Source organism: Rhodococcus sp. IC4_135 (assembly GCF_011602025.1).
GTDB lineage: Bacteria > Actinomycetota > Actinomycetes > Mycobacteriales > Mycobacteriaceae > Rhodococcus_F > Rhodococcus_F baikonurensis.
The window spans coordinates 274686-300388 of sequence record NZ_JAAOLG010000003.1 but is presented as its reverse complement, the minus strand read 5'-3'; the positions used below and the strand labels follow the sequence as shown (position 1 = coordinate 300388).

Genomic DNA, 25703 nt, shown 5'->3' with positions numbered 1-25703 from the left:
ACAGGATAAGTCCATGACCTCAGCCCAGAGCGCGGCTTCTCCGCGAACGCACGCAGTCCAAGCCGGCGCTGCGTTGGCCGCGAGCATGGGCATCGGTCGGTTCGTCTACACACCGATCCTGCCGCTGATGCACTCTCAGGCTGGTATGTCCGCCTCGCTCGGCGCCACCCTGGCCACGGCCAACTACGTCGGGTACCTCATCGGTGCGCTCGCGGGAATCTTCATTCCCGGGGTGGTGCGTTCGGCAGCGGTGATGCGTACGTCGTTGGTGGTTCTCATCGCGACGTTGGTGCTCATGCCCACCACACACGACGGATCGATGTGGTTTGTCCTCAGGCTCGTCGCAGGCGTCGCCAGCGCACTCGTCTTCATGATCGCCGTCAGCGCTTTGCACGCACACCTTCGGGGAACGTCCCACTTCCTGGCCGGGTGGGGGTTCGGCGGAGTCGGGCTGGGTATCGCCTTGTCCGGTGTCCTCGTGTTCGTCATCCGCTTCATCGGTACCTGGAGTACAGCCTGGCTGGCATCTGCGACCCTCGCAGCGGTGTGCGCGGTCGTAGCCTGGAGACTGACACCGGAACCACGTCCGATCATCACACCGGATGCACCCGCAACTATCGGTTCCCAACGCACACGCCGGTGGTTCACGCCCTTGTTCATCAGCTATTTCCTGGAAGGCGTCGGCTACATCATCGCGGGCACGTTCCTTGTTGCCGCAATCGATCTCGCCGCACCCGAATGGGTGGGCAGTGGTGCTTGGATAGTGGTCGGGTTGGCTGCATTTCCGTCATGCGCCTTGTGGGCTTGGCTCAGCCTGCGTTGGTCGCGGCCGACTCTGCTGCTGGCTGCACTGTTGATTCAGGCGGTGGGCATAGCGCTTCCTGCTGTGATCGGCGGCGTCGGCCCTGCGTTGATCTCCGCTTTCCTGTTCGGAGTGACCTTCCTCGGTGTCGGGTCGATCGTGTTGGCCATCGGCGCGCACCTGCAGTTCCCTCGCGCAGTGGCGTTGCTGACTGCTGGGTACAGCGTCGGTCAGATTCTTGGTCCGCTCGTTGTCACTCCGCTGCTACGAGACGGGTACCGCGACGCTCTGCTGCTCGGAAGTGCCGTCGTCTTTGCCGCGGCAGTGGCTGCCGCAGCCTTGCGATACCGATTCCCTTCCGATCTCGATGCGGGCCCTCGGACGGCCACCTCGAATGAGAAGGTAGTTTTTGATGTCAGATGACGAAACCGCCGGAGCACTGTCCGGCGTAGGACTGGAGATGTTCGAATGAGTGCACTCACAACCGATCTCGACCTGAGAGTCCCTGTCATCGCGGCCCCTATGGCCGGTGGAGCCTCGACTCCGGCTCTTGTCGTGGCCGCCGCGCGCGCCGGCGGCCTCGGCTTCCTTGCCGCCGGATACAAGACGCCACAGGCTCTCTCCGACCAGATGGACACCATGCGTACCGAGGGAGTCTCGTTCGGTGTCAATGTTTTTGCGCCCAACCCGGTACCTGTCGACGCCGCCGCCTTCCGAACCTATGCCGAGGCGATTCAGGTAGAGGCAGATCGTTACGGCGTCACACTTCCCGTCGGGGAACCGGTCGAGGACGACGACTATTTCGAGGACAAGATCGATCTCCTCCTGGCAAACCCGGTTCCGGTGGTCAGTTTCACTTTCGGCTTTCCCGCCCCCGGCGTCGTCAAGGCACTGCGCGCGGCCGGTTCGACTGTCGTGTTCACCGTGACCTCGGAGGCAGAGGCACTTCTTGCCGTCGACGCCGGTGCTGATCTGCTCGTCGTGCAATCTGCGGCTGCCGGTGGTCACTCCGGAACCATTACTCCCCTGCAGGTTCCGGCAGAAACACCGATCACCGAACTGATCGCTCGGATCCGTCACCGCACGTCGGTTCCACTGTTGGCGGCAGGTGGACTCGCAACGTCCGCCGACGTCGCAGCGGCTTTGCATGCCGGAGCGGAGGCCGCAGTAGTCGGTACTGTATTGCTGCGCACCGAGGAAAGTGGTGCCTCGGCTCCACACAAGTCGGCCCTGGCCGACGCCTCGCGTGGAAAGACCGTCGTCACAAGAGCTTTCACGGGACGTCCCGCACGGGCACTTCGGAACGAGTTCATCGACCGCTACGATTCACAGGCGCCCGTCGGATACCCGGCCATCCATCATCTGACCAACCCGATGCGCAAAGCCGCTGTTGCACAGGGAGACCCCGAGCACATGCACCTGTGGGCCGGCACCGGGTACCGTCACGCCACTGCCGAACCGGCAGAGGTCGTGCTTACGCGATTGATCAATCTGTGATGGTGCGGACACCCGACATCACAGTGCCGGAGGTAGTGACGTACGACGGGTTGCCCGGTGGTGCACACTCGCTTCGAGCCAAGCGTCCAGACGTGGCATTTCAACGCCTGCACACATTCCTGGAGGCCTGTGTCGAACCAGTCCGGTTGCCGTCCTGGACGTTCGAGATTCACAAGGGTGGGCCGCCCGCGCCGACCGAGCAGTTGTTCGAGCTTGCCACCGGGATCTTCGGTGGGCCACGACTCAAAGCGCAAACCCATACCGAATGGAACGTCCCACCTGGTTTCGTCGACGACGCGCTCGGTGTGCTTGTCCGGTCCGATGCGGTCACAACCTACGGACATTCTTTGGCGGCACTGACGTACAGCGCGCCCGTGCGCCTGATCGACCCGGACACCCGCGCGCCGTATCCCGACATCACCCCGGACATGTTCGGCGGTTTTGCCGTAGATGGATACGGCCGGACTCTGGGCGAATCTGGAATACGCGCAACCCTCGGCAACGCGGCATCCTCACTGTCCCTGTGGCTCAATCTGCCTGCAGACGAACGGTTGTCGTCCGGCGCTCGTCACCTACAAGACCATCTCCCGTTCCGGCTGTCAGCGAAACACTGGCGTCTCTGGCGGCCGACCCGTCGCGGAGACTCATACCGTTCCAACAAGATTCCGTCGCCGGTCCCCGACCACGGTTGAATCACGCAGCAAGCATCTTCATCTCGGGCAGAGTTCGCCGATCTCGGAGACAATGCGATTCGAGCTACGAACCACCCATACCGCACGTCCGTCCCGCAATGACGGCATCAGAAATCCGTTCTTCTCAATGGGCCAGTGCACAAACGGAAATCCGCCGGCCAGCTCATCCTGGACTTCTCCGGCGATCAAGGCCCTCAGTTCCTGTGCAGACTGTTCGACGTGCGGCTCGACGCACCTGATGCCGATCAGGGAACTGGTTCCTGCACTCTTGTGCTTCGGCCGCGGTCCAGCGTCGAGCGCGAGGTGGCACTGACCGTCATCGAGCATCGACACCGTCCACACGCAGTTCTGCATGTACGTATCAGGGCCGTGCCATCGGCATTGCAGATCCCTGCCGACGGCCTGGCACGCCTCGACGACGTTGGTAGGGGCGTCGTCTGGTGCATCCGGCCCCATGATCGGAAAGCTCCATACCTTCACGTAGTCGAAGTCGGGCATATACATGCCTTCACTGTGGCATGTTGTCAGAACGCCTCTTCCTCGAGTTCCATGATCTCGTTGTCCAGGGAACCCAGGATTTCTTTGGTCGACGCCAGGACGGGCAGGATGTTCTTCGCGAAGTACGACGCGACGACCACCTTGCCCCGATAGAACGACCGGTCCTTTGCCGACGCATTACGATCCAAGGCTGCCAACGCGACTTCGGCTTGCACCAGCAGTCGCCATCCGATGAGCAGGTCACCTACCGCGTACAGAAAGCGCACCGAGCCGAGGCCTATCTTGTACAACTCGGAAGGCTGGTCTTGGGAAGCCATCAGGTAGCCCGTGAGCGTCCCGGCCATCTCCTGCACGTCGGTCAACGCGGTCTCGAGTAGGACTCGTTCGGCCTTGAGACGACCGTTCCCGGCCTCACTGTCGATGAACTCTCGTATGCGACCGGCTACGTGAGCGAGTGCAACACCGCGGTCGCGGGCAATCTTTCGAAAGAAGAAGTCCTGCGCCTGGATTGCCGTGGTGCCCTCGTACAGGGTGTCGATCTTGGCGTCGCGGATGTACTGCTCGATGGGGTAGTCCTGGAGATAGCCCGAGCCGCCCAGGGTCTGCAGGCTCTCGGTGAGCAGTTCGTAGGCCTTCTCGGAGCCGACGCCCTTGACGATCGGCAGCAGTAGGTCGTTGACCCGCGCGGCCAATTCGGCGTCTGCACCGGAAACCAATTCGGCGACATCGGCATTCTGATGGGCAGCGGTGTAGAGGTAGACCGCTCTGAGGCCTTCGGCGTAGGCCTTCTGCATCGCCAGACTGCGTCGGACGTCGGGGTGGTGCGTGATCGCGACTCGGGGTGCGGTCTTGTTTGTCAGTTCGGTGAGGTCCGCACCTTGAATTCGTTCTTTTGCGTACTCCAGAGCATTGAGATAGCCGGTGGACAGTGTTCCTGTTGCCTTGGTACCCACCATCATCCGTGCATTCTCGATGACCTGGAACATCTGGGCGATACCGTTGTGCACGTCACCCACGAGCCAGCCGACCGCGGGAACGTCCGTGGCCCCGAATGTGAGTTCGCAGGTCGGGGATGACTTGAGGCCCATCTTGTGTTCGACGCCGGTGACGTATACGCCGTTGCGTTCGCCCAGTTCGAGTGTCTCCGAGTCGAAGTGGAACTTCGGAACGTAGAACAGGCTCAGCCCTTTGGTTCCGGGGCCTGCTCCTTCGGGTCGTGCAAGCACCAAGTGGAAGAGGTTCTCGGCAGTGTCTCCGACGTCGCCGCCGGAGATGAACCGCTTGACACCCTCGATGTGCCACGTACCGTCGCCCTGCTCGATCGCCTTTGTTCGGCCTGCGCCCACATCGGATCCGGCGTCGGGTTCCGTCAGCACCATGGTTCCGGCCCAGTCGCGCTCGAATCCCTCTTTGGCCCAATGTTTCTGCTGTTCGTTTCCGATGGAGTAGAGCACGCTTGCCATCAGCGGGCCCATGTTGAAGAAGCTCGCCGATCCGTTTGCCGCGACCAACATTTCGCCGATCGCCCAGACCAGCGGCGCCGGAGCGGGAACACCGCCCATGCCTTCTGGTAAACCGAGCCGAGACCAACCGGCCTCGTTCACCGCCTCGACGGTCTTGCGTAGCGGTTCCGGGACCACGACCGCGTGATTGGGTGCGTCGAATTCGACAGGGTTCCGATCTGCGTCGGCGAAGGACGCGGCGACCGGGCCCTCCGCCAGCCTCGCTACCTCGGCAAGAATGTTGCGCACAGTGTCGGTGTCGAGATCCCCGTAAGCACCGGCATCCAACAGTTCGCCGATCCCGAGTACCTCGAACAGATTGAACTCGATATCACGGACGTTGCTTTTGTAGTGACCCATTGTTCTCCGACCTTGGTTCGTCAGCGATACTGTTCGTCAGCAATACGGCTCGTCAGCGGTACACAGAAAGCCTGCCCCACAAGGAATTCAGTACGCAACCGTAGGTAGCGACGAATGACTTTGCTGCGAAGTAGCGCAGCCGTAGATTGCTTTGAAACATTCACTCGTACAATATTTCCCGAACGAATGCTCATGTCGGTCGAGAAGTGCTCATGTAACGACCACCTTGTTCAAAGCAGCTATGCAGCAAGTGAAGCCCATCCCAACTTCGGGAACGTACGCATTCGCCCTGATCAGTGAGTATGGACTTCGATAGACCAGAAGCATGTGTCGTTGGTAGCCGAGGGGTTCCTTGATCAGTTGCGGCGGCGTCGAACGCCAACGTCAACCGGATGTTGTCGGGGATCCGCGACCGCCCAGAGAGAGAGTATCGCCCCGTTCTCGGGGCCAATTCGCGCTACCGTCGGGCTAAATACCGTCTGAACCGGGGAGGCGCGCCCATGACACGACGACAGATCCGAGGGCTTGGCGCCGCCGTGCTCGTTTCGGCCTTTCTGACGGCCTGCGGTAGCGAGGATCCTGAAGGGCCCGATCCGCGGGCGAGTACGACAACACGATCGGCGCCTGCCGTGGCCTTCGGCGAACCCGAGACCGTCGCCGACGGCTTGGACGCGCCCTGGTCGATCGCTTTCCACGGCCGGACGCCACTTGTGAGCGAGCGCGACAGCGCGCGAATCCTCGAAGTCGACGGTAGCGGAATCACCCGCGAGACGGGAGTCGTCGACGGTGTCAGCCCTAGGGGCGAGGGCGGTCTCCTGGGAATCGCAGTACATGAAAATCGTCTGTACGTGTACCTCACCGCGAACGGGGAAAACCGGATCGAGCGCTTCGACATCACCGGCGATCCCGGAGCGCTTGGTCTCGGGCAGGCCGAGACGATTCTCGACGGACTCGCTTCGGCCAACTACCACAACGGAGGTCGCATCGCCTTCGGTCCGGATGGGATGCTGTACGCCACCGTCGGTGATGCCGGTAGTCGAGACAGGGCTCAGGACCTCGACTCGATGTCCGGGAAAATCCTTCGAATGACTCCGGATGGCGGTGTACCGCAAGATAATCCGTTTGCCGGCTCGCGCGTCTACAGCTATGGCCACCGCAACTCGCAGGGCATTGCCTGGGCCGAGGACGGCACGATGTACGCCAGCGAGTTCGGGCAGGATACCTGGGACGAGCTCAATGAAATCGAAGCAGGCGGAAACTACGGGTGGCCCGAGGTCGAAGGCATTGCCGGCGAGGACGGGTTCATCGACCCGCTCCAACAATGGTCACCGGATGATGCCAGCCCCAGCGGAATCGCCATCCACGACGGCACGATCTACATCGCCAATCTTCGTGGCGAGCGGCTCCGGGTTGTGCCGCTGACCGATCTCGCAACGGCCGACGAGTTCTTCGTCGACACATACGGACGCCTTCGAGACGTGGCCCTCGCTCCCGATGGGTCGCTGTGGATATTGACGAACAACACGGACGGTCGTGGCGACCCGAACCCCGGTGACGACCGCATCATTCGCGTCCCGTTGCGCTGAGTCGATATACGGCGAACGCAGCACTTTCAGCCGGACGAGCCTGGCCGAGGCCGGTGATTCACTACTATCGCTACGACAGATGACGCGGGCACGGATCGGAGAGACAGCATGGGGACTTGGGGTTCAGGACCTTTCGACAACGACGTAGCGGGCGACCTGCTCAGCGCGATACAGGCGGGTGACTACGACATCGACGATTACGCTCGCCACCCCGACGACGGCTACCTCGATGCCGATGATGCTCAAACAGCCATCGCTGTCGCCGAGATTCTTGCGGTTGCGCAGGGGGTTGCGCCGAAGCCCGTGCAGCTGGACGAGATTGACGCCGCCGGGTACGCCGGAACCTTGAGCCCGGAGCAGAAAACCTGGATCCTCAACGCTCTCGAGCGCGCAGTCTCCGACAGCGACACGTCGGAGTTGCACGAGTTGTGGGAAGAGAACGGTCCCGAAGATCTCGAGGCTTGGCGGGCACCGATTCTGAGCAGATTGGCCAGTCTCAAATCGGTGGGATGAGTGTCGCCCGTCGACAGTCTCTCGGTCACTCGGAGTTCGACGACGACAGGCTCTGCTTGACGTACCGGGTGGTGTCGTCGGCGAGAATTTCGGCGAGCCCGCTTTCGACGCCGTCCAGTGCTTGCGCCGCGACATCAGCAGGATCGATCTTCTGTTCGGCGGGTACGCCCGCGGCCATGTCGGTGTCCATGTACGCGACATGGAGTGCCGACACGGAGATTCCGCGCGGCGCCAGTTCTTCTCGAACGGCGTCGCTCATCGCCCATGCCGCTGCCTTCGATGACGCGTAAGACCCGAGTGCGGCAGGATGGAACCAGGACAGCACTGAGAGAACATTGAGTACTGTTCCGCCTCCGTTGTTTTCGATGACGGGAGCAAACGCTCGGGTCACGGCGAGTGGGCCGTAGAAATTGACGTCCATCTCGCGTCGAACGTCATCGATGTCGCCGCTGATCAAGGCCGCGGAGGTGGATATACCGGCGTTGTTGACCAGCAAGGTCGCATCCGATGCGATTCGGGCCGCATCCGTGATCGATTCGGCGTCCGTCACGTCCAATTTCAGGGGAATCACGCCGGGCAGGTCGACAGTTTCCGGATTGCGGGCGGCTGCGTACACCTTCGCGCCGCGCTCGACGAGTCCCGCGGCCAAATGCCGTCCGAGTCCACGATTGGCTCCGGTCACAACGGCAACGGTGTTGTTCAGGTCCATGATTTCTCCCAGTGCTGCGGCTAGCGTCGGCTGCTCCGACATTTAGATTATGAATGTAATCTAAGATCGGGTTAAGATAGATGTCAAGTGAAATCCAAGCCGGAGGGATGCTGATGGGCCGCGTATCGCAGCAGCAAGCGGAAGAGAACCGTCGACGCGTCGTGGAAAATGCCGCCCGTCTGTTCCGTGAGAAGGGCACTCACCTCAGCGTCGCAGACTTGATGAAGGCGTCGGGACTGACCCACGGTGGTTTCTACAAGCAGTTCGCGTCCAAGGATGCGCTGATCGACGAAGCTACCGCCCATGCGTTTGCCGAGTTGGCTCAGCTTCACAGTGCGGGGCTCGAAGAGCATGCAGGGCAACGTGACTCTGCCCGGAAAGCTCTGATCGACACTTATCTCTCGGTGGAGCATCGCGACAACCCGGCAGCCGGATGCCCCGCTGCCGCGCTCGCCGCCGACATGGCGCGCGAGCCTGCAGACAGCGGGGCCCGTCGGGTTTACACGGAGGGCGTGGGTGATTTTGCCGCAGCCCTGGCTGACGAGGAAGCGGACGGTCTCGTCCGGCTCTCCACCATGCTCGGCGCATTGGTCCTCGCGCGAGCTACGAAGGGATCCCCCCTCTCCGAGGCAATTCTCGATTCCGCGCGCGCTGCGCTGGATTCGACGGATCGCGAATCGGCGCTGACGTCGGCGACCAAACCCTGACGCAACGTGCCGATCAGAGAGCCTCGAGAGCCCCGGTCATCTTCTTGACCGTTTCGGGTGCCACCTTGGCCTCGAATCCCGCCTTCAACAGTGGGGAGGCGATCTTGGCAGCGCCGTTGAATTCGACGTTCGCTCGGTAGTCGATTTCAGTCGAGTTCGCGCCGATTGCGGTCAAGGTGATGTCGTCAGTACTCGTGGCGGTCTTGTTCTTTCCTTCGAGCACAATGTGATTCGGCTCGTCGGTCACCAAGGTGTACGTCAGTTCGGTGCCGATGCCGAACAGCTTGGACACGTTGTGCCACTGGGTTCCGATACCGATCGGGCCATCCGAGGTCTGGGTGCAACTCTCGGTGCCCGGATCCCACAGTGGGGCGTTGGCGAAGTCGCGGAGAAACGCGGCCGCCTTCTCGATCGGTACTTCGGCGGTGAACTTTCGGGTGACTTCGACCATGTTTCGTGCCTTTCGATTCGGTTTCGTAAGTCTGGATCTCGCGCATCGGGTTCGACGAGACAACGCCGAGCGTCGCGGTCGAACGATCTAGTTGATACCGACGACTTCCTGGGCGATCGCTGCCAGCCTTGCCTGAGCAGCGGAGACAACGCCATGTCGGTTCTTGTGCGCTTCCTCGTACGCGACGATATCTCGCACCTGGGCGGCCTCGGTCAGTTCCTTCACCGCGGAGACGGCCTGCGCGACGTTGAGTTCGTCGAAGTCTTCGATGGGAAGTTCAGTGGGGTCGAGTAGCCCACTCGACTTTCGCACCGAACGGAATACGTCTGCGGCGCCGTCCGCGCCCTCTCGGCGAGTGACCTTCTCTGCAGTGGCAATGGCCGCGTCCCTACTGGCAGACAGAGTTTTCACGGTCACGTCGCCGGCATACGCACCCCAGCTGATCAGCTCACCCAATACCGGCGGCGAGGTGCGAACGGCGTCGATCGCACGGTCGAGGCTGCGAGTGGACCAGGAGACGGGAACGTTCACCAGTCGAATGGCTGCGCCTGTGGCCGCTTGGAAGGGAGTGCGACGCAAAGCTGCCGGGCCCCCGAGCGCCTCTTCGGCCAGGACGGTGGTCAGCCACTCCACAGTCGCCGAGTGCGCAGTGATGAGTCGATCGGCCAATGTGGCGACGGTCTGATCGCCGCCGGCTGTGGCCAGGGCTTTGAGGTAGCGCGAGCGGTCGAGGAGTTGATGTTCGAGCGCAAGGTCACCCAGTACAGCTTCGTCGAAAGGTTGGGCCTGTTCGACCATCGCTTTCACTCCTGCTGTCGCTCGCCCGATGAACGGACCGACCAATTCAGGTACGCCACCCAGATCGCGAATTGTGGACTCGATGGAACCGGCCCTTTCACGACCGTTCTCGGCGTTTTCCGTGAGTTCGCGTCGAACAGCTTCGGTTCTGGCCTGAGCGACGCGCGTTTCGGCGACCTGGATCTCGGCGTGCGTCAGTCCGAGGAGGATGCGTAGCTGCGTGATCAAGGCGGACGTGGTTTCGGAGTTGCTCATAGCGGGGTCGTCCCTTCGTCGGTGCGTGCTTTACGTGATGTTCAGCTTCTGCTCGACGAGTGCTCCGCGGGTCGCGGAGCCACCGCCGCTACGCGGGCTACCCCGACCTACCGCGTGGTAACCACAACGAACGAGTGAGGTCGACTTACCGGGAGTCGTTGCCTGGACGAGTGAGATGTAGGCCACTTCGAGGTTTCGATTCCGATATGCCGAACCGGTGCGCAATGCAGGACCCGACGACGGCGTCACCGGTCAACCGTTGTCGAGACCGGCGGCGATCCCCTGGGGAGCGGTTCTGGTTCAACTTCGCTTTTCCGTTACACAGGCCACGTGCAGTTCGATCCCCACGATTCCTCGCAGCTGCGCGTCGATGAAATTCGTCGGCGCATCGGTGACCTTCTATTCGTTCTCACGGCCGGCTTCATGTCGGGCGGTCAGGGCGGCGACGTGCGCACGCAGCCAATCTCTGAAATAGTGGCGAGCCCGCAGTTGTCCAGCTGCACTACGGTGCGAATCCGAATTTCTCGCGTCTCGACGAAACTACCCGCGACGGCTGGATCGATAGGATCCGTTCGAGCGAGCGACGAAGGGTGTAATTGTGGCGAGGGCGGTTGTTGTCGGTGCGAGCCGAGGTCTTGGTCGTGCGTTGATCGAGGGATTGCGGAGCGATGGCCACGATGTTCTCGGCATCTCGCGTCGGCGCCCTGGCGGGTTCGACGTCTCCGAGTGGATCGAAGCAGACTTGACCGACCCTGTTAGGGCAGCGAACTCGATCGATCAGGAGCTTGTCGGGGGTGTGGACACTTTGATTTGCAACGTCGGAATCTGGGAAGGCGACGCCTTCACTTCCGACTATGCGTTCACAGATCAATCCGACGTCGACATGCTTGAAATGATCAATGCCAACATCACGGGCACGATTCTTGTACTCAAGCGCCTGATCCCGCGAATGATCGGCCGTCCTCGACCTCGGATCATCTTGACCGGGTCCACCTCGGGACTCCCGCGAAGCGGTAGGCCGGAGGTTGCGTTCGGTGCATCGAAGTTCGCGATCAACGGCATTGCCGACGCGTTGAGAGAGGGCTATAGGACGGACCGACTCGCAGTGACTGTCCTGCATCTCGGATATCTCAATACAGAAGACGGACTCGACGTGCCCCGAGACGTCGCTGCCGCCAGGGGAGAGGGATCTCTGGTCCCGGTGCATGACGTTGTGGATACGGTACGCACGATTTCGAGTTTGTCGGCTTCGTCGTCGATGCGGGAAGTAGTCCTCACTGCGATCGACGATCAGCGCTTCTGACCCAGGGTTGTGAACCTTTGCCGTGAATCTGTTTGTCGAACAGACGTATTCAGAGGTTTTCATCCATAGATCAGGAGGTAAGCTCCTGCCGGATACACGACGGTGAGCCCCGTCAGGAGCCATGCCATGTACGGCCGGATGTAGAGGCGCCGCAGGCGGTGCAATCGCAGGGAAGATCGCAAGAACGCGCCTACGGAGCCGAGCAGCAACACGAGGCTCGGGACGAAGACCGCCAGTCGGCGATCTTTCTGTGAGCACAGCAAGGTGTCGGTGCCGAAGCATTCGCCTCGTCGCGAGCCCAACCACACGATCGCGATAACCAATACCGCGGTAGCCAGTACGACTGACAGGCCGTACGTCAGGGTTCGCCTGTCGATCTTTCGCTCTCGACGCTGAATTACATCTGGTGCGTCAGAACTGTCGGTCATCACACCCCCTCGTGAACTTCGCACCCTACTTCGTGGATCGCCGGTGGGAGAGGGCGTACAGCACAACTCCGACGGCCAAGAGTAATGATGCGCGCAACCATGTCGCGGCGCTCTGCTGGGTGAGCAACGCAACGCACGTACCGAGGGCGAGGATCGGAAAGATGATCGGCGTTCGGAAGTGTTTGTGTTGCACTACGTCACGACGTAGAACCAGGACCGCGATGTTGGTGCTGATGAATACGAAAAGCAGCAGGAGTACCACCGTCTCCGCCAGGGCCGACAACGAGCCGGTGACGCACAGGGCCATGGCAACGGCGGTGGTCGCGATGATCGCCACCCAAGGGGTCCGGCGCCGCGGCAGCACCCGCGCGAATACGCTGGGGAGCAAGCCTTCCGACGCCATTCCGTACGTGAGCCTGCTCGCCATGATCATCGTCAGCAGTGCGCCGTTGGCGACGGCGACCAGAGCGATCAGGCTGAACAGGCGAGGAGGAACGCCGACGTCGGCGGCTGACACCACCGCCAGCAAGGGGCCGGAGGACGCGGCGAGTTCGTCTGCGGGCAGAACCACCGAGACAGCCAGGCCGACAAGGACATAGGCGGCGCCGGCCGTCAGCAAGGCTCCGAAGAGTGCACGCGGGTAGACCTTGCTCACGTTCTTCACTTCTTCGGCGACGTTCGCGGACGTTTCGAAGCCGACGAACGAGTAGTACGCGAGCAATGCAGCGGCCAACACGGCGAGTGCAGGTGATCGACTGTCGTCGAACTCGACGACGCGGCTCAAGGTTCCGTCGCCGTGCCCGAGAACTATGCACGCGAGGACGACAACCAGGACAAGTCCGGTGACCTCCACGACTGTCATGACGACATTTGCGCGCATCGACTCCTTGATGCCTCTGGCGTTGAGAAGTCCCACCAGGAGAAGGAAGACGAGCGCGGCGGGAACGGTCGGGACGTCGACGAAGGCTTTGAGGTAGTCACCCGAGAATGCGAGGGCGAGCCCCGCTGCACTCGTGACACCGGCCGCCAGCATCGAGAAGCCGACGAGGAACGAGATCAGTGGTTTCCGATACGCCCGTTGGGCGAACACTGCTGCGCCGCCCGCTCGCGGATATTTGGTGACCAGTTCGGCATACGACGTCGCGGTCAGCAACGCCATGACCAGCGCTACGAGCAGTGGTACCCAGACGGCTCCACCGACTTCACCGGCGATGACGCCCACCAACGCGTAGATTCCGGCGCCCAGAACGTCTCCGAGGATGAACACGAAAAGGAGTGGGCCGGTGATAGCCCGAGTGAGAACGTTCTTACCGCCGCCTTCATCGCGGCGTGCGGTTTCGTCCACGTTCTCAGCACTCGCGGCGCGTCGCATATGCAAGGTTCGTCCTGTCTTCATGGTGACGTGCCGCCACCTCAGGAGCAGTCATGTACCCAATGACCGAAATTTCAAACAACAGATCAAACGTGGACAGTGGCCGTGCAGTTCAGATCGCGCGCCTTCCCGTGCTTTCCTTGTATGTGAGTGAGTAGCAGTGCGTGAATTGCAGAAGTAGTGACTGGAGGACGACGTGGCCGAAGCGACGGTTGCCGCGGTGATGGACGAGCTTGCTGCGCTCGAGGATCCGAAGGCGCGTGCGGTGAACGAGAAGCACGGTGACGACCACGGCGTGAACCTCACCAAGCTGCGCGCCGTTGCGAAGCGATTGAAGACTCAGCAGGAACTCGCACAACAGCTTTGGACGACTGGCGATACCGCCGCGCGGCTGCTAGCCCTTTTGATCTGCCGCCCGAAGGCGTTCGGGAGTGACGAGTTGGACGTCATGTTGCGTGAGGCGCGTACTCCCAAGGTGCATGACTGGCTCGTCAACTACGTGGTGAAGAAGAACCCGAACGCCGAGGAGTTGCGCGTGGCCTGGACCGCAGACCCCGATCCCGTGGTCGCGAGCGCCGGCTGGGCCCTGACTACCGAGCGCGTAGCGAAGAAGCCCGAGGGCCTTGATCTTTCAGGATTGCTCGACGTCATCGAGGCGGAGATGAAGGATGCCCCTGATCGCCTGCAATGGGCGATGAACCATTGCCTGGCCCAGATCGGGATCGAACATGCCCAGTACCGTGCCCGGGCAATCGACATCGGTGAACGTCTGCGAGTGCTCGAGGACTACCCGACGCCCCCGAACTGCACCTCGCCGTTTGCGCCCATCTGGATTTCGGAGATGGTGCGACGACAGACTGCTGGGTAGGGAGGCTGGCTTTCTTCGATGGCTGCGTTCGTGTCGGGTGTGAACACGGGCACTCGTAAGGACTGAGGATAGGGTTACCTTCGTGCTATGTTGAGCGCCATCATCCGCGCGGGGTGTGTGAGCAGATCAATCGGTCGAGAGGTGTTGCAGTGACAAGGATTTTGGGGCGTGGGCCGTCAGAGCGACGGAACCCGGGCGGTGTCCGCCGTGTCCGCGGAATCGTAGCTGTCTTGGCGGCATGCGGCCTCGTGGCCGGAATGGCGGCATGCAGCAACAACGACGACAACGGTGGCAGCGAGACCTCGTCCGCAGCGAATGCCGCGTTCCCGGTGACCATCACGTCGGCCCTCGGCACGGCCGAGATCAAGGAGGAGCCCCAGCGCGTCGCGACTTGGGGTTGGTCCAACCAGGACGCCCTTCTGGCGCTCGGCGTCGTCCCGGTCGCGATGCCCACGTTCTCCGGACCTCAGTACGGGGCCGACGACAAGGGCATTCTGAAGTGGGACGCCGAGGCGCTCGACAAGTTGGGCGGCGAGCAGCCGACTCTGTTGTCGGGTGACGGAACCGGCGAGGCTCCCATCGAGCAGTTCGCCAAGGCTGAACCGGATCTCATCTTCGCCCCGTACTCCGGTATCACTCAGCAGGAATTCGACGCACTGTCGAAGATCGCGCCAGTGGTTTCCTTCCCGGACGAGCCGTGGACCGCGTCGTGGCAGGACCAGGTGACCATCGCCGGTCAGGCGCTGGGCAAGCAGGCCGAGGCCACCGCACTCATCGACAAGACCAACGCCGCGATCAGCGCGACAGCTGCCAAGAACCCTGCGCTGCAGGGTAAGACCGTCACCATCGCACTCCCGAACAGCCCGAGCACGTTCGCGGTGAGCAAGGACACCGACGTGCGCGTCGAGTTTCTCGAACAGCTTGGATTGAAGAACGAGCCGACGATCCAGCAGGCCGATCCGACCAAGGACCCGGAGGCCGTGTACTTCGAACTGAGCACCGAGCAGGCGCCTCTGATCGCCGCCGACGTCCTGTTCGTGGTTGCCTACGACAAGGACTCCCTGAACGCGTTCCTCGCCGAGCCCCTGGTTGCCGCGCAGCCGGTGATCGTCGACGGCCGTACTGCATCCACCAAGGACTTCAGCGTCGACAAGAACTTCGCGTTCGGCGGACTAACGGTCTTGACGATCCCGTACATCCTCGACGACGTCGCTACAGTACTGAACGCCGCTGCGGGCAACGTCAAGGGATAAGCCTGGTTAGCGAACAGGATGGAAAGAGCCTGAGTGGCAAGGCTGTACAACCGAATTGCCGGACGTGCGATCAGCTTCCGCCGGGTTCGGTAGGTCGATTAGCGCGGAATTCGAAACTGTGCCCGATACCGCTGGGGGCTGGTGCCGACCAAGTCTCGGAAGCGTTCGCGGAACGTGGTGACGGCATTGAATCCGACTTGTCCCGCAACACGTTCGATGGAGTGGTCGGTAGTCTCGAGCAGAAATTGCGCTTGGCGGAGCCGCGCGTGATGGAGCCACTGCAACGGCGTCGTACCGATTTGTTCCTGGAACCGGCGGTTGAGCGTGCGGGTGCTCATCGTTGCCTTGGCCGCGATCGCCGTGATGTCGAGTTGCTCCCCGAGATTCTCCTCCATCCAGTTCAGTAGTGGTCGAAGGGTTGTCCCGCTGGGTACGGGAGGTTCGTGGACGATGAATTGTGCTTGCCCTCCGGCACGTTCGAGCGGCATCACGCTCAGTCGCGCCGTGTCGGCGGCGACCGCAGACCCGTAGTCCTGACGCACCATGTACAGGCAAAGGTCGAGTGCGGCCGCGGCGCCGGCGGAAGTCAGGACGTGTCCGTTGTCTACGTAGAGAACGGCGGCATCGACGTCGATGGCCGGGTGTCGGCGGGCCAACTCCGACGCTGCCGCCCAGTGGGTTGTCGCGCGAAGTCCGTCGAGCAAGCCTGTGTCGGCGAGTGTGAATGCACCGACGCACAGTGACGCAATGCGTGTGCCGCGGTCCGCGGCTGATCTGAGGGAATCGATGATCGCGGGGTCGATCGGCACGTCGAGATCGGCGGTGCCGGGGATGATGATCGTGCTGGCCTGGGCGAGGCGTGGCAGTCCGTGCGGTACTCGCATTGTGAACGTTCCGGTCTCCACCTCCTCGGTGAGCGCGCACACTGCGGTCCGGTACGCCGGTGCACCCGAGGGGAGTCTGCATCGTCCGAAGACTTCGAGGGGTGCCGCCAGATCCATCGGTACCACCCCGGGCAACGCGAGAACTGCAACGTCATGCATGTCTGAAACTTAGCGTATGTGGCGCGAGATCCGATGAACTCGTGAATCGAAAAAGCTCTTCAACTGGTGTTTTGCAGAATTTTCGACATTGTCTGAAAACCGTCGAAGGTTGGCTTTCAGCCGTCGCTGCGGAGGCGAATTTCCTCCTACTGTCGTAGGGGACAGCGACGTGCGCAGGAGTGCGTCGCACAAAATCGGAGGTTGCAGTGCACGCGCAAATCGTGTTGTTCGACGGATTCGATCCCATGGATGTCGTGGGCCCGTACGAGGTGCTTTACGCCGGGGGGCTCGCCAGCGGTGGGGCGTTGAGCGTGGAACTCGTCAGCGCGGAGGGGCCTCGGACCGTCCTGAGCGGGAGTGGTGAACTTGCGATGACCGCCACTGCGACCCTCGATGTAGAACACGCGGATTTGATCATCGTTCCCGGAGCATCGGGTCTCTTCGAACCCAATGCGAACCATCCGGGTACCAGCTTGCCGGAAAGGCTCGCGGCCACAACGAAAACCGAACTGCCTGTCATGATGCGCCGCGCACTCGACGATCCCGGTGTTCTCGTTGCGACCGTCTGTGGAGGGTCATTGGCACTGGCGATGGCGGGGCTTCTCGTCGGGCGCCGCGCCGTGACGCATCATCTCGCCGTGGACGCACTGGCGGCCGGCGGGGCGATTCCGATCCAGGCGCGAATCGTCGACGACGGTGACCTGATCACCGCCGGCGGTGTGACATCCGGTCTCGACCTGGGCCTGTACCTGTTGGAACGATGCCTCGGGCCCCGGATAAGTCTCGAGGTCGAAGCGCTCTTCGACTACGAGCGTCGTGGGACGGTGTGGTCGGCCAAAGGCGCCGAGCCTGTAATCACCTTCGCCCCGGGCTCGGCGTGAATACGCTTACGCGTACCGAAACGCGAGAACTCCCATGACCGGAATCCTGCTGTCCCTCCATGTGATTGCGGCCATTCTTGCCATCGGCCCCGTCGCTGTGGCGGCGAGTATGTTCCCGGTGGCGAGCCGTGCCGCGCTCGCCGATCCGGACAGCGGCAGTGTTGCGACGACGGGAATGTTGCATCGCATCGTTCGGGTGTACGCCACGATCGGGATCGTCGTTCCGATGCTCGGTGTCGCGACCGCCGTCGATCTCGGGGTACTCGGTGACCTGTGGATCCTCACCTCGATTGCACTCACCGTCGCCGCCGCCGTGATACTCACCGCGGTAGTGCTTCCTGCCCAACGGCTGACGATGGCTGCGATCGACGGAACCGGGACCGGTGTGGACGTCGCAACGCGGCTGACTCGTCGACTGGTTACCTCCACGGGAATCTTCAATCTGCTGTGGGTCGTTGTCGTCGTACTGATGATCTTTCGGCCAGGGTCGACAACCGGCGTGTAGTCCGAGGTGATTTTCACGTGTCGGTGACAGCGGAGCTTGACCTTGACACAGTGACAAGGACTCCAATGGTCGACGAAGGAGGTGGTTGTCGTGAACACAACCAACCACGGTGGGCAGAATGCTCACCTCGTCGACGCACTGGCCGCAGCCGATCCCTCGGTTCGGCTGCGAGCCGCGCTCGCCGCCGGCACACGCCCGGACCCTGAGCTGACGAATGCCCTGCTCGATCGGTGTGCCGTCGAGCCGGACTTCTTCGTCCGCGACATGTTGACCTGGGCATTGTGCCGCCTGCCGGCCGAAATCACGGTGCCGCAGCTGATCCGTGAGCTCGGGTCCGACGGTTCGCAAGCCCGCAGCCAGGCGCTCCACACCTTGTCCAAGATCGGCGATCCGATCGCGTGGCCCGAGGTCTCTGCGCTGGTTCACGACCAGGACGACGAAGTCGCGCGCAGTGCGTGGCGTGCGGCCGTGGCTCTCGTGCCCGTTGGAGGTGAAGGTGCACTCGCGACCGATCTGGCCACCGAACTCGGACGGGGTGAACTGCAGATGCAACTCAGTCTCAGCAGAGCTCTGACAGGGCTCGGCGAGGGTGTACTTCCAGTGCTCGACGCGGCCGGTGCAAGCACGAATCCGCGTGTTCGGGCGCATGCTGATGCTACAAAGCAACTCTGGCACGACCCCGACGGTGGGTTCGCTCTCTCGCACGAGTTGGCGAAGCGCGTCGCGGCAATCGGCCCGGACGCGTAGGAAGGGGAGACGGATGTTGATCGGCGAGGTCTCGCGGCGCTGTGGTGTCAGCACACGGATGCTGCGTCACTACGACACATTGGGGCTGGTGAAGCCGACGGGCCGCACGTCCGGCGGTTACCGCGAGTACTCCGCCGACGACATCCGTCGACTCTTCCACGTCGAAAGCCTGAGGACGTTGGGGCTCTCGTTGAACGAGGCCAAGCGTGCACTGGACGAGCCGGACTTCGCCCCAGCCGATTTGGTGGGTGAACTCATGCAACACACTCGTCAACGGATCGCGGCGGAGGAGGAATTGCTGACCAAACTCGAAAGGGTCGACGCCACCGCCCCTTCGGAGTGGGACGACGTCCTGCGCATGGTCTCGCTGTTGCGTGCACTCGAATCCGAGTTCGCCGCCCACCGTCAGCAAGCGATCCTGTCGCAGGATGCGAATGCGGCTTTGCCCGTCGACGCACTCGTCGAAGCCATCCTGTCGGAGGAGGATGCCAACGTGGCGGGTGCGTTGCAGTGGGCGTTGGCGAGGACCGAAGGTGCGGGCCTTGCCGGTCTCACGAAGGGGCTCGAATCGGAGGACGTCGAGGTTCGACGCCGCGCGACGTCGGCCATATCCGGGATCCACGCCGAGGAAGCAACTCGGTCACTGAAGCGAGCTCTCGATGATTCGGACGCGATAGTCCGCGCCGACGCCGCTCTCGCCCTCGGATCTCGCGGAGAGGCCGTCTCGATGCCCGCTCTCCTCGAGATGGTCGCCGACGGGCGACGCGACGTCGAGGCCGGCGAGGTGCTCGGTCTTCTCGCGGAGCACTCACCGACCAGCGGTGAGGTCGTCGATGCCGTGCAGGCAAGGCTCGACGGCACTGGCGACGCCCCGGCGAGGTTGCGAATCACGCAGGCGCTCGCCGAGATTCCCGGCGTGGCAGCACGCGAAGCGCTCGTCGGGATCGCCAGCGACGACGACAAGACGGTCGCGTCCACGGCGGCGGCGATTCTCGAGATGCGCGATCGAGGACCACGTCGGCGCGAACGACCGCGTATCGGGAGCTGAGAGCGGAGAACTAGTGCGGATCACCTACGCAGAAAAGGTTTCCCGCCGGATCCGCGAGAACGTCCCAAGTCGATCCACCCGCTTCGTGGCGCTCGACGTGGGCCGCGCCTGCCGCGACGAACGCTGCGACGACCTCGTCTCGTGGAGGATCGTGCGACTCGAGGTCGAAGTCGAGGTGAAGCGTATTCCTTTGGCTGCGAGCCTGATCGATTCGTTGGAAACCGAGAGTGAGCGGGAGATCCGGGGCCGTCACCGTGAGGAAGTCTTCGCCGCCGTCAATGCTCGCGTTGCTGAATCGCTCCGACCACCAGGTGGCCAACGATCGGGCATCCGTTGCATCGAACGTAACCATGGCCAATCGCACCATCCCACACCAACCTCTGTACACGTGAATGCCTTTCGAACGATCTTAGGCAACGCCTCGCACCTGCTGCGGAGTGATCAGCGGATAGTGTCTGCTTTCGTGGTGGATCAACGGCGAAAGAGTGTGCGACGCAGGTACCTGAGCCTTGGCATGGGAGAGTTGGCAGCCGCGGCCGTATTCGCCGCTGTGGCTGTCGGCGTCGTGACTCCTCGCCTCGAAGGTCCGCAAGACTCCGCTGCGATGTGGTCGGCGCTGGCCCCACTGCTTGTGATCCTCGTGCAAGCAGGTGTCTATTGGCTGCTTGCACGAGGCTGGACCGAGTTGGAGTCGATGCCGGCCCGCCTCGCAGCGCTTTACCGCGTGTTTCGGGTCCTCGATGTTCTCCTGTTGGCGATAGCGCTTCTCGGCGTTGTCATCTGGTTACCAGATCACTCCGGCGCGGCGTTGGGCGTCGTGGCGGTGTGGGCTTTCGGCGTCGTCGAGTACGTCAATTACTTCGTGGCTCGTCTCGCCTATCCGCTGCGGCGGTGGCCTTTCGAGGTCGGCAAGTGGCGGAGGCCCCAACTTGTGCGCGACCTGAACTCGGCACGCTGATACCGGCAACCAAGTTGTCTTTGCTGCAACGGCAAAATTTGATGCGGGATCGGAGTGGAACCGGAAGAATCGACCCTGCTCGTCCAGGAAGCCTCTTGACCGTTCGTCGCGGAGGAAGGAGAACCGCCATGGCTACGTCGCGTCGCAGCCGCCGTGATGTCCCACCGCCTCGGGCGGGAAACAGCGAGGCATCCACGCTACGAGCGTTTCTCGACTACCTCCGTGATTCGATTGCCGCCAAGGTCGAGGGTGCTCCGGAACCTCAGGTGCGCAACACAGTTGTTCCGTCGGGAACCACCTTGCTCGGGCTGATCAATCATCTGATCTTTGTCGAGCGGGCGATGTTTCTCGCCGAAAACGTGACGGATTGGAAGGCGACCTTTCAGCCGTCATCGGAAGAAAGCGTGGACGATGTCGTCCGTCGCTATCGCGAGACGGTCGAGCGCGCCAACGCAGTTCTCGACGGATGCACAGATCTTGCCGCACCCATCCCGCGACCAGGGGCGAAACGACCCGCTCCCAGTGTCCGTTGGGCGCTCGTGCACATGATCGAAGAGACCGGACGCCATGCCGGGCACGCTGATATCCTCCGCGAACTGATCGACGGTTCGACCGGCCGGTGACATCGCAACACCCGATAGATCCGCCGCTGCAACTGGCAGATCCTGGGCGACAACAGTGGCGGTGAGGTCGTTCGTCTCGCCGACAGCTTCCGCGCTTTCATCGAGGTGAATGTCCACGACTGAAATCGGGGCCTACGGGAACCGGGTCGGTCGCTCCGTCGGGAGTTGTTACTTCCCAGCGCAGTTCGGATGCAGTCGGGGAAATGAGCGTGTGGATCCACTCGGCGACGACACCGACGATAACTTCCTCCAGTTTCGCGTGCGACCACTCTAGCGGCCGAGTAGGAACCGGCGGTTCCCAGCCTTTCTCGCCCCAGATCACGCCGAATAGCTCTCTCTCGTCACCGATTTGCTGATTCAGGCTGAATGCGTCGGAACCCTCGAATCGTGCCCAGACGCCGAATGTTCCCTCGCCGTCTTGGTCGAGCGAGACATCGATGACAATGCCTTCGGTATGTGCGGTCGCCGTGGCGCGCATCGCCGCCAGCCGGCTTTCGACCACCGACGATGCAGTGTCGAGGACAGATCTCAGCGCGTCACGGTACTCGGCAGACTCCATCGGTACAGGATATAGAATTTCAGGCAATCGACTTCGAGTCAGAGCGCCCCCGACATGGCCGTCCATTGAAGAAGAACGACCGTCTTGCCGTCGACGATTTCTCCGCCGGAGATCATGTCGAGTGCCGTCTCGAACGGCAACTCCAGGACTTCGATGTCCTCACCTTCGTCCGGCACCCCGCCACCACTGCCGGTTCTGTCCGCCGGAGTGTATCGGCCGGCGTAGAAATGCACTCTCTCAGTGACGGATCCGGGGCTCATGTACAGATCGAACAGATGCTGCACCTCACCGATTGCGACGCCAAGCTCTTCGCTCGTCTCTCGCCGAATGGCTACTTCCGGTGTGTCGGAATCGAGCAAACCGGCTGCGGTCTCGATCAACATTCCGTCGGGGTGTGCGTTGACGTAAGCGGGAAAGCGGAATTGCTTCGTCAACAGGACGGTGCGCCGTTCGGGGTCGTACAGCAAGATCGTCGCGCCGTTCCCGCGGTCGTAGGTTTCCCGTTGCTGTGTCTCGAGGGTTCCGTCCCTTCGCCGGTAAGTGAAGGTGCTGCGACGCAACACATGCCAACCGTCCGAGGTGACCTCGACTCGTTCGACCTCGACATTCGGATTACCGTGCAGCCCGAAGCCTGTTCGGTCGAGGCCGGTGCGACCCCGGCTGTCCGGAATGTCGACGCCGGCACATCCCACCGTTGCAGTTGGGTGTATCTGCCTGTCGCTGTCAGGTTCGGTCATGTCATCCACCGTAGCGAAGATCGGTCCCTCGGCGTTATTGGGCAACAACAGTTTCAGAGGTTGAGCGCCGTCATGACAGAACCTCTCGGCTCAACTGAGAAGTCCCGCCCCCGTCCGGAGACGGGAGCGGGACTCGAGTATCAGCGAACTGGGCAGTGCGTCAGACAGCTTCCTTTGTCGCCTGCGCTGCGAGGGTGAGCGCGATGTCGACGATCATGTCCTCCTGGCCACCCACCAGACGGCGGCGTCCGGCTTCGAGCAGCAGTGTGCGAACGTCGATTCCGTAGCGCTCCGACGCAGCCTCGGCGTGGCGGAGGAAGCTCGAGTACACGCCTGCGTAGCCGAGTGTGAGGGTCTCTCGATCGACGCGGACCGGCCGGTCCTGCAGCGGACGGACGATGTCGTCGGCAGCATCCTGCAAGGCGAACAGGTCGCAGCCGTGCTCCCACTCCTCGATGTTCGCAACGGCGATGAAGGCCTCGAGGGGGCAGTTACCGGCGCCGGCGCCGTGACCGGCAAGTGAAGCGTCGACGCGTGTGACGCCGTTCTGCACTGCAACAACGGAATTGGCCACCGAGAGTGAGAGATTCTCATGGGCGTGGATACCGATTTCGGTGCCCTCGTCGAGGATGTCGCGGTACGCGCGAACACGGTCGGCGACGTCGTTCATCACCAGACGTCCACCCGAGTCGGTGACGTAGACGCAGTGCGCGCCGTACGACTCCATCAGCTTGGCCTGCTTCGCCAGTTCTTCGGCAGGAGCCATGTGGCTCATCATCAGGAAGCCCGAGACGTCCATGCCGATTTCGCGGGCAGTCTCGATGTGCTGCGCGGAGACGTCGGCCTCGGTGCAGTGCGTGGCAACGCGAACCGACCGTACACCAAGGTCGTAAGCATGCTTGAGTTCACTGATCGTGCCGACACCCGGAAGCAGCAGCGTGGTGAGGCGAGCGTGCTCGAGCACCTCGGCCGCAGCTTCGATCCATTCCCAGTCGGTGTTCGACCCGGGGCCGTAGTTGAGCGAGCCGCCGGCGAGGCCGTCACCGTGTGCAACTTCGATCGCGTCGACACCGGCAGCGTCGAGAGCTGTGACGATCCGCTTGACGTCGGTAGGCGAAATGCGATGGCGGACAGCGTGCATGCCGTCGCGAAGGGTGACGTCCTGGACGAAGATCTTGCGGTTGCTCACTTGGTTGCTTCCTTCTGCTGGGCGATGCGCTCCGCGATCTGCATTCCGGCGGACGTCATGATGTCGAGATTGCCGGCGTACGCAGGCAAGTAGTGTGCAGCACCCTCGACCTCGAGGAACACCGACACCTGATGGGTGGGGCGATTGCCGTCGACGAGCAATGTCTCGACCGGCTGGTCGGCCGGGATCTCGGTGATCTGGACTTCCTGCTTGAGCCGGTAGCCGGGAACATACGCGGAGACGTCGCCGACCATTTTCTCGATCGACTGACGGATCTCCTCGTGAACAGCCGGGTCCGGGGCGTCGACGAGGCAGAAGACCGTGTCGCGCATGATGAGCGGCGGCTCAGCGGGGTTGAGGATGATGATGGCCTTGCCGCGGCGGGCGCCGCCGACAGCCACGATCGCCTCGGACGTGGTCTCGGTGAACTCGTCGATGTTGGCGCGCGTTCCGGGACCTGCGGACTTGGAGGCGATGGACGCGACGATCTCCGCATACGCCACCGGGACCACTCGAGAAACGGCGGCAACCATCGGGATCGTGGCCTGGCCACCACACGTCACCATGTTGACGTTGGGTGCATCCAGGTGCTCGTCCGCGTTGACGGCCGGCACGACGTACGGGCCGATCGCTGCAGGCGTCAGGTCGATCATGCGCTTGCCGAGGGGAGCCAGCCGCGCGTTGTTGGCGACGTGAGCCTTTGCCGAGGTGGCGTCGAAGACGATCTCGATCTCGTCGAAGTTCGGGAGACCGATCAACCCCTCGACACCTTCTGCTGTGATCGGCACGTTCAGACGCGCAGCACGGGCGAGGCCGTCCGACGCCGGGTCGATGCCGACCATCGCGCCCATCTCCAGGTAGTCGGAGTTGCGCAGCACCTTGATCATCAGATCCGTGCCGATGTTGCCCGATCCGATGATCGCGACCTTGACCTTGCTCATGCGTTGTCCTCTTCGCTGGAAAAACTGGTGGTGACGGAACCGAACCCGGAGACGGTCACGGTGACTTCGTTGCCTGCGGTGACCGGCGCCATGGGGCCGAGTGCGCCGGACAGGATCACCTGGCCCGCCGTCAGTGGCTGCCCCAACTCGCGTGCCGTGCGGGCGAGCCAGACGACTGCTTCGATCGGATCGCCCAGGCAGGCGGTTCCGACGCCGGTGGACACCTCGGTGCCGTCGACGGACATCGACATGACGACGCCGGCGGGCTCCACCTCGTCGAGGGTCCGACGTTCGGTTCCCAGGACGTACACGCCCGAGGACGCATTGTCTGCGACGGTGTCACCGAACTTGATGTCCCACGACGCGATGCGGCTGTCGCAGATCTCGATCGCGGCGACGGCGTAGTCGATTGCGCCGCGCACCTGTGCGCTGTCGAGAGGTCCGTCCACAAGGTCGGCACCGAGCACGAAGGCAACTTCCGCTTCGACCCTGGGCTGGATCAAACGACTCATGGGGATGGCGCCACCGGCGGGGAACTCCATGTCGGCGTACAGAACGCCGAGGTCGGGCTGGTCGACACCGAGCTGCTGCTGGACTGCCACCGAGGTCAGGCCGATCTTGCGGCCTACGACGACGGCACCCGCCTGCCGACGGATTTCATCGACGCGGCGCTGGACAGCGTAGGCGGCGACGAGATCGTCGGCGCCGATCAGATCGCGCACAGGCGCGCAGGGAGTACCGCTCGCAATGGCGGCTGCGAGGCGGTCCGCAGCAGCTGCGATGTCGGTCTCGCTAGCTGTACTGGTATTCGTGGGCTGGCTCATGACCACTACCTTCGCCGCAGTACCGAGGTTGCGCCAGGGAACTGTCTCACTCAG

General features: G+C 62.6%; 30 protein-coding genes. 15 read left to right on the top strand and 15 right to left on the bottom strand.

Features of this window, described 5'->3' with window-relative positions; all coding sequences use genetic code 11:
• Positions 1-13: 13 nt before the first annotated feature.
• From G8767_RS09520 to G8767_RS09510, 3 genes are read left to right on the top strand one after another with little or no spacing between them, the layout of a single operon-like run.
• The gene (locus G8767_RS09520; protein WP_166809977.1) at positions 14-1225 is read left to right on the top strand and encodes a YbfB/YjiJ family MFS transporter; all 1212 of its coding nucleotides are present in this window, start codon (positions 14-16) and stop codon (positions 1223-1225) included.
• A gap of 45 nt (positions 1226-1270) precedes the next feature.
• On the top strand, positions 1271-2299 hold the full coding sequence (locus tag G8767_RS09515) for a nitronate monooxygenase (RefSeq protein WP_166809976.1): 1029 nt from the start codon (positions 1271-1273) through the stop codon (positions 2297-2299).
• Positions 2296-2991 (top strand): hypothetical protein, encoded by a 696-nt coding sequence (locus G8767_RS09510; RefSeq protein WP_166809975.1) that lies wholly within the window; start codon positions 2296-2298, stop codon positions 2989-2991. Before G8767_RS09515 ends, G8767_RS09510 begins: the two co-directional genes overlap by 4 nt.
• A gap of 18 nt (positions 2992-3009) precedes the next feature.
• Here the strand turns inward: G8767_RS09510 and G8767_RS09505 are convergent, their stop codons facing one another.
• Both G8767_RS09505 and G8767_RS09500 read right to left on the bottom strand, forming a co-directional pair.
• On the bottom strand, positions 3010-3495 hold the full coding sequence (locus tag G8767_RS09505; RefSeq protein WP_166809974.1) for a hypothetical protein: 486 nt from the start codon (positions 3493-3495) through the stop codon (positions 3010-3012).
• Between the two features lie 20 nt (positions 3496-3515).
• Positions 3516-5351 (bottom strand): acyl-CoA dehydrogenase, encoded by a 1836-nt coding sequence (locus tag G8767_RS09500; RefSeq protein ID WP_166809973.1) that lies wholly within the window; start codon positions 5349-5351, stop codon positions 3516-3518.
• A 500-nt stretch (positions 5352-5851) separates the two neighbouring features.
• Here G8767_RS09500 and G8767_RS09495 point away from each other — a divergent pair, with 500 nt between their 5' ends.
• Both G8767_RS09495 and G8767_RS09490 read left to right on the top strand, forming a co-directional pair.
• Positions 5852-6937, top strand: a complete 1086-nt coding sequence (locus G8767_RS09495; RefSeq protein ID WP_166809972.1) for a PQQ-dependent sugar dehydrogenase — start codon at positions 5852-5854, stop codon at positions 6935-6937.
• Positions 6938-7045: 108 nt separating this feature from the next.
• The gene (locus tag G8767_RS09490) at positions 7046-7450 is read left to right on the top strand and encodes a DUF4259 domain-containing protein (RefSeq protein WP_166809971.1); all 405 of its coding nucleotides are present in this window, start codon (positions 7046-7048) and stop codon (positions 7448-7450) included.
• Between the two features lie 25 nt (positions 7451-7475).
• On the opposite strand, the gene G8767_RS09485 is transcribed toward G8767_RS09490, so the two are convergent.
• Positions 7476-8159 (bottom strand): SDR family oxidoreductase, encoded by a 684-nt coding sequence (locus tag G8767_RS09485; RefSeq protein WP_166809970.1) that lies wholly within the window; start codon positions 8157-8159, stop codon positions 7476-7478.
• A gap of 80 nt (positions 8160-8239) precedes the next feature.
• Here G8767_RS09485 and G8767_RS09480 point away from each other — a divergent pair, with 80 nt between their 5' ends.
• The gene (locus tag G8767_RS09480) at positions 8240-8866 is read left to right on the top strand and encodes a TetR family transcriptional regulator (protein ID WP_240952065.1); all 627 of its coding nucleotides are present in this window, start codon (positions 8240-8242) and stop codon (positions 8864-8866) included.
• A 13-nt stretch (positions 8867-8879) separates the two neighbouring features.
• Here the strand turns inward: G8767_RS09480 and G8767_RS09475 are convergent, their stop codons facing one another.
• The 3 genes from G8767_RS09475 to G8767_RS09465 form a co-directional block, all read right to left on the bottom strand.
• Entirely contained in the window at positions 8880-9317 is a 438-nt protein-coding gene (locus G8767_RS09475; RefSeq protein WP_095971718.1) for an SRPBCC family protein, read from the bottom strand.
• A gap of 87 nt (positions 9318-9404) precedes the next feature.
• Positions 9405-10370, bottom strand: a complete 966-nt coding sequence (locus tag G8767_RS09470) for a hypothetical protein (RefSeq protein ID WP_095971719.1) — start codon at positions 10368-10370, stop codon at positions 9405-9407.
• Positions 10371-10400: 30 nt separating this feature from the next.
• Positions 10401-10619: a hypothetical protein gene (locus G8767_RS09465; RefSeq protein ID WP_095971720.1), complete on the bottom strand. Its 219-nt coding sequence runs from the start codon at positions 10617-10619 to the stop codon at positions 10401-10403.
• A gap of 349 nt (positions 10620-10968) precedes the next feature.
• Between G8767_RS09465 and G8767_RS09460 the strand changes: the two genes are divergently transcribed.
• Complete coding sequence (locus tag G8767_RS09460; protein ID WP_166809969.1) at positions 10969-11673, top strand: SDR family oxidoreductase; 705 nt, start codon at positions 10969-10971, stop codon at positions 11671-11673.
• A 59-nt stretch (positions 11674-11732) separates the two neighbouring features.
• Here the strand turns inward: G8767_RS09460 and G8767_RS09455 are convergent, their stop codons facing one another.
• Positions 11733-12101: a hypothetical protein gene (locus tag G8767_RS09455; RefSeq protein ID WP_095971722.1), complete on the bottom strand. Its 369-nt coding sequence runs from the start codon at positions 12099-12101 to the stop codon at positions 11733-11735.
• 25 nt (positions 12102-12126) lie between these two features.
• Complete coding sequence (locus G8767_RS09450) at positions 12127-13473, bottom strand: APC family permease (RefSeq protein ID WP_095971723.1); 1347 nt, start codon at positions 13471-13473, stop codon at positions 12127-12129.
• Positions 13474-13669: 196 nt separating this feature from the next.
• Here G8767_RS09450 and G8767_RS09445 point away from each other — a divergent pair, with 196 nt between their 5' ends.
• A complete protein-coding gene (locus G8767_RS09445; protein ID WP_166809968.1) occupies positions 13670-14341 on the top strand; it encodes a DNA alkylation repair protein in 672 nt (223 codons plus the stop codon).
• 149 nt (positions 14342-14490) lie between these two features.
• Entirely contained in the window at positions 14491-15594 is a 1104-nt protein-coding gene (locus tag G8767_RS09440) for an iron-siderophore ABC transporter substrate-binding protein (RefSeq protein ID WP_346842972.1), read from the top strand.
• 98 nt (positions 15595-15692) lie between these two features.
• On the opposite strand, the gene G8767_RS09435 is transcribed toward G8767_RS09440, so the two are convergent.
• Positions 15693-16637: a helix-turn-helix domain-containing protein gene (locus tag G8767_RS09435; protein WP_166809967.1), complete on the bottom strand. Its 945-nt coding sequence runs from the start codon at positions 16635-16637 to the stop codon at positions 15693-15695.
• Between the two features lie 206 nt (positions 16638-16843).
• On the opposite strand from G8767_RS09435, the gene G8767_RS09430 reads away from it, so the two are divergent.
• From G8767_RS09430 to G8767_RS09415, 4 genes are all read left to right on the top strand, one after another.
• Positions 16844-17518, top strand: a complete 675-nt coding sequence (locus tag G8767_RS09430; protein WP_166809966.1) for a DJ-1/PfpI family protein — start codon at positions 16844-16846, stop codon at positions 17516-17518.
• 34 nt (positions 17519-17552) lie between these two features.
• A complete protein-coding gene (locus G8767_RS09425) occupies positions 17553-18023 on the top strand; it encodes a DUF2269 family protein (protein WP_166809965.1) in 471 nt (156 codons plus the stop codon).
• An 81-nt stretch (positions 18024-18104) separates the two neighbouring features.
• Positions 18105-18770, top strand: coding sequence for a HEAT repeat domain-containing protein (locus tag G8767_RS09420; RefSeq protein ID WP_346842971.1), 666 nt, complete (start codon positions 18105-18107; stop codon positions 18768-18770).
• A 13-nt stretch (positions 18771-18783) separates the two neighbouring features.
• Positions 18784-19818 carry a MerR family transcriptional regulator gene (locus G8767_RS09415; RefSeq protein WP_166809963.1) on the top strand — a complete coding sequence of 345 codons (1035 nt, stop codon included), beginning with the start codon at positions 18784-18786 and terminating at the stop codon, positions 19816-19818.
• 10 nt (positions 19819-19828) lie between these two features.
• Here G8767_RS09415 and G8767_RS09410 read toward each other — a convergent pair whose 3' ends face one another.
• On the bottom strand, positions 19829-20170 hold the full coding sequence (locus G8767_RS09410; RefSeq protein ID WP_166809962.1) for a VOC family protein: 342 nt from the start codon (positions 20168-20170) through the stop codon (positions 19829-19831).
• A 162-nt stretch (positions 20171-20332) separates the two neighbouring features.
• On the opposite strand from G8767_RS09410, the gene G8767_RS09405 reads away from it, so the two are divergent.
• Positions 20333-20776 carry a hypothetical protein gene (locus tag G8767_RS09405; protein ID WP_166809961.1) on the top strand — a complete coding sequence of 148 codons (444 nt, stop codon included), beginning with the start codon at positions 20333-20335 and terminating at the stop codon, positions 20774-20776.
• Positions 20777-20904: 128 nt separating this feature from the next.
• Positions 20905-21399, top strand: coding sequence for a DinB family protein (locus tag G8767_RS09400; protein ID WP_166809960.1), 495 nt, complete (start codon positions 20905-20907; stop codon positions 21397-21399).
• Positions 21400-21496: 97 nt separating this feature from the next.
• On the opposite strand, the gene G8767_RS09395 is transcribed toward G8767_RS09400, so the two are convergent.
• From G8767_RS09395 to G8767_RS09375, 5 genes are all read right to left on the bottom strand, one after another.
• A complete protein-coding gene (locus tag G8767_RS09395; protein ID WP_166809959.1) occupies positions 21497-21958 on the bottom strand; it encodes a DUF6389 family protein in 462 nt (153 codons plus the stop codon).
• A 38-nt stretch (positions 21959-21996) separates the two neighbouring features.
• Complete coding sequence (locus tag G8767_RS09390; RefSeq protein ID WP_166809958.1) at positions 21997-22695, bottom strand: NUDIX domain-containing protein; 699 nt, start codon at positions 22693-22695, stop codon at positions 21997-21999.
• A 160-nt stretch (positions 22696-22855) separates the two neighbouring features.
• On the bottom strand, positions 22856-23884 hold the full coding sequence (gene dmpG / locus G8767_RS09385; RefSeq protein ID WP_020909650.1) for a 4-hydroxy-2-oxovalerate aldolase: 1029 nt from the start codon (positions 23882-23884) through the stop codon (positions 22856-22858).
• Complete coding sequence (locus G8767_RS09380; protein WP_020909649.1) at positions 23881-24825, bottom strand: acetaldehyde dehydrogenase (acetylating); 945 nt, start codon at positions 24823-24825, stop codon at positions 23881-23883. The genes dmpG and G8767_RS09380 overlap by 4 nt, the downstream gene beginning before the upstream one ends.
• Positions 24822-25649, bottom strand: coding sequence for a fumarylacetoacetate hydrolase family protein (locus tag G8767_RS09375; protein WP_166809957.1), 828 nt, complete (start codon positions 25647-25649; stop codon positions 24822-24824). Before G8767_RS09375 ends, G8767_RS09380 begins: the two co-directional genes overlap by 4 nt.
• Between the last annotated feature and the right edge of the window lie 54 nt (positions 25650-25703).